This window comes from Paenibacillus agaridevorans (genome assembly GCF_003112455.1).
GTDB lineage: Bacteria > Bacillota > Bacilli > Paenibacillales > Paenibacillaceae > Pristimantibacillus > Pristimantibacillus agaridevorans.
Genome location: NZ_BDQX01000398.1, coordinates 30,554 through 34,033, shown reverse-complemented (window position 1 = coordinate 34,033; position 3,480 = coordinate 30,554). Strand labels below are relative to the sequence as shown.

Annotated in this window: 4 protein-coding genes; all 4 read right to left on the bottom strand. The window is 59.4% G+C overall.

Annotation, left to right across the window (positions count from 1 at the left end; all coding sequences use genetic code 11):
- On the bottom strand, window positions 1-617 hold a 617-nt coding region (locus PAT3040_RS30965; protein WP_146200609.1), incomplete at its 3' end, for an FAD-dependent oxidoreductase.
- Window positions 614-1,411 (bottom strand): thiazole synthase, encoded by a 798-nt coding sequence (locus PAT3040_RS30960; RefSeq protein ID WP_087571529.1) that lies wholly within the window; start codon window positions 1,409-1,411, stop codon window positions 614-616. The genes PAT3040_RS30960 and PAT3040_RS30965, both read right to left, overlap by 4 nt.
- 3 nt (window positions 1,412-1,414) lie before the next feature.
- Window positions 1,415-2,326, bottom strand: coding sequence for a thiamine phosphate synthase (gene thiE / locus PAT3040_RS30955; RefSeq protein WP_108995706.1), 912 nt, complete (start codon window positions 2,324-2,326; stop codon window positions 1,415-1,417).
- Window positions 2,323-3,480, bottom strand: a 1,158-nt coding sequence (locus tag PAT3040_RS30950) for a ThiF family adenylyltransferase (RefSeq protein WP_307719186.1), incomplete at its 5' end; no start/stop codon positions are given. The genes PAT3040_RS30950 and thiE, both read right to left, overlap by 4 nt.

The following is a 3,480-nucleotide window of genomic DNA, read 5'->3' as shown; positions in this document are numbered from 1 at the left end:
AGAAAGGCAGGCAGACCGCTCATGGCGATTCGGCTCCCGCCGATGTCCGATCGGTGAAGCGACTCGATAGTGCCAGCGTGCTCCAGTATTTGGACGCCTGTCCGCTTGCAGGCTGCAGCCAGCGCTTCGACCAGCTTCGGCGCGTACACGTGGCTCTCCTCTGGTATGTAGACAGCCCCGACGGCTTCTTCGGCAAGCGCAGGCTCCAATCCCCGAAGCTCATCCTTGTCGATCAACTCCGCCCCGGCTCCCCAGCCGTTCTGCCACCGCATTCTGCCCTCGGCTGGCAGCAGATCGGCTTCATGCTGCAGGATGGTTAAGCTGCCGGATCTCTCCCATTCTACCGACATGCCCGATATCTCCTCCACGCTGCGAATCCATTCCGGATAAAGGCGCAAGCTGCCCAGCGACAGGCGGAAGAATGCATCGGCCCCCTCGGGATTCTCCGAATACGGAGCCAGCATGCCGGCAGCGGCGCCGGACGCCTGGCCGCCGATTCTGCCCGGCTCCGCTAGCGTTACCCTATGCCCGCGAAGCGCAGCCTCGAGGGCGCAGGACAAGCCGATAATACCCCCTCCGAGCACGATAACGGATTGCCCCCTCGAGTACGCGCTCATGTCGGTCCCGCGGCAAACAGGGAACCGGCTTCGTCGCTGCTGGCGGAAGCATATCTTTTCCTCGGAATGCGTCCTGCCTCGTAAGCGATCCGTCCCGCTTCGATAGCAAGCGCGAAAGCTTTCGCCATCCTTACGGGATTCCCCGCCTTCGCTACAGGGGTGTTGGCCAGTATGCCTGCTGCTCCAAGCTCCATCGCTTCCGCGGCATCCTTGGGAGAGCCGATTCCCGCATCCACAATAATGGGAACATTCGCCTCTTCGATAATAAGCGACAGATGATAAGGATTAAGAAGTCCAAGTCCCGTCCCGATCGGAGAGCCTCCCGGCATGACCGCGGCTGCGCCCGCTTCCTCCAGGCGCTTGCAAAGAATCGGATCATCCGATGTATACGGCAATACGACGAAACCTTCTTTGGCGAGCTGCTCCGTCGCTTTTAGCGTCTCGATGGGGTCGGGAAGAAGAGTAACGGGACTTCCGCTGATCTCCACCTTGATCCAATTGCCGAGTCCGGCCTCCCGTGCCAATCTGGCAATCCGAACGGCTTCTTCCGCCACTCGCGCGCCCGATGTATTAGGCAAGTAAGTCAGCTTTTTTCCTTCCAGATGCTGCAGCACGGAATCGTCTTCGGTATGCTCCAGATTGACGCGTCTAACGGCGAAGGTCACAATTTCGGCGCCGGATTCGGCAAGCGACTCCCTAAGCTCGGCGGGACTGGGGAATCTCCCCGTCCCGAACAGAAACCGCGAGCCAAACGTTAATCCCGCGATCGTCAGTCCATTCTGCTGGTTCATCATTTTCTAGCCTCCCCCCACGAATTGAATGAGCTCGATGCGCAGTCCGTCCGCAAGCGTCGTCTCTTGCCAGCGCGACCGAGGCACAATCTCGCCGTCTACCTCTGCTACAAGCCGCTTGTCGCGCTGTCCGAGCTCCGCAAGCAAACAATCGAGAGTGGCTGAGCGGGTTTGATAGGAACTGCCGTTCAGCGATAAAGTTACGTTTTCTTCAGCTTTATGCCCGGACGTTTCCCGCTCGTTCGCAATCGCATTGGCGTTGGAAGATTCCTCTGCCCGGTCTGCTGCCGTGAGCTTATACAGAAGCTCACGGCAGACAGCCGCAGGATCCTCGCTTCCCACGATCGCTGACACGGCGCATAGCCGTTTGGCCCCCGCAGAGATGACGGCATCCGCATTGTCCGTCGTAATGCCGCCTATCGCGACAAATGGAATGGAGACCAGACTTGCGGCCTCCGCCACATAAGCCGTTGTCACTGCCGCCTTGCCCGGCTTCGTATTCGTCGGGAATACGGGCCCCACGCCGATGTAATCCGCTCCCTCCCGCTCAGCTTCGATGGCATGCTCCGCGCAGTGGGTGGAGATGCCGATCATTTTATCGTCGCCTAGCAAGGCCCGCGCTTCCTTAATCGACATGTCGTCCTGCCCCAGATGGACGCCGTCGGCATCGACTTCCAGCGCGATATCGGGATAATCGTTGACGATAAAAGGCACGCCGTATCTTCGGGTCAGCACCCTCAGTGCCCGTGCCTGCTCCAGCACTTCCGATCTTGATCCCGTCTTGTTGCGCAGCTGCAGCATGCCCGCTCCGCCGATGAGCGTCTGCTCCATCACGTCGGTCACCGATTTGCCCGGGTGGGCATCCTGCGCGGTAATGACATATAACCTGATTTTCTCCCAGTCCACTCTTTTGCTCATCCAGCCGTTCCCTCCGATCTTCGATTATGGCGGCTAAGATATTCGTCGCATATCCGTTCCGCCTCCGCCATGTCCGACGTGCCTTGCACCAGCACTCTGCCGTCCGGAAACAGCACCAGCTTCTCTGTACAAGGCGATGGCAGCTCAGCTTTTACCAAGTAAGGATTAACGGTTACGCCGCACCCAAGCCGCTCCAAATATTTAATCTCCCGCTCCAGCTCGAGCGCGAAACCCATTGTCACTTGAACCGTGTCCCGGCCGCATAACGCCGTCGATCGCCGCCCGTGCAAGCGCGACTCCCGATCACGATTATCCGGGAAGTTAACATCGTCGCCGTCTTGGAGACGCTGCCGTAAGCCGATCTCGACCGAATGTACCTCTGCGCTGTTTGACCGCGCTTGGCGGCCGCATTTTCCGCAAGAAGCAACTCCGGACGGCAGCTTATATTCCTGCACGGCAAAATTCCATACATCCGCATTCAGCCATGTTCCGCGGACGGTTTCCTTATTGCCCGTCAACCACTTGACGGCTTCGGCGGTCTGTAGCGCGGCCACGAATTCCACTGTCGCGGACAAGACGCCCCGCGTATCGCAGGAATCTCCTTCCTCGCCCTCATCCTCTTCGCCGATCAAACAGGACAGGCAAGCCGTCCTGCCTGGGACCAACATCGCGCTCATGCCTTGAGAAGCAGTTGCGCCTCCGTATATAAACGGGATGCCAAGCCGGAACGCCTCGTCGCAGAGCAGCAGTCGAGTAGCCGCGTTATCCGTTCCGTCCAGGATCAGATCGGCATCGGCTGCGAATTTGCCAACATTATGGTGGCCCATATCGGCCACATGCGCCTCGATAATCGCCTCTCCGTTTATCCGCCGAAGCTTTGTCTCCGCAGCCTTCGCTTTGGGCAAAACCTTGCGGGCATCCTCCTCGTCGAACAGCGATTGACGATGCAGATTGCTAGGCTCCACGTAGTCCCTGTCTACAATCACGAGTCGTCCAACGCCGGCTCTTGCCATATGCTGGGCGAGCGAAGCGCCGAGCGCTCCGCAGCCTGCAATCAACACGCTGGCTTCGCGGAGGCGAAGCTGCCCGGCCTCGCCGATCGGCGCGAAACGGATTTGGCGGGAATAACGTTCCCTCCAGCTCGCGCGAAGACC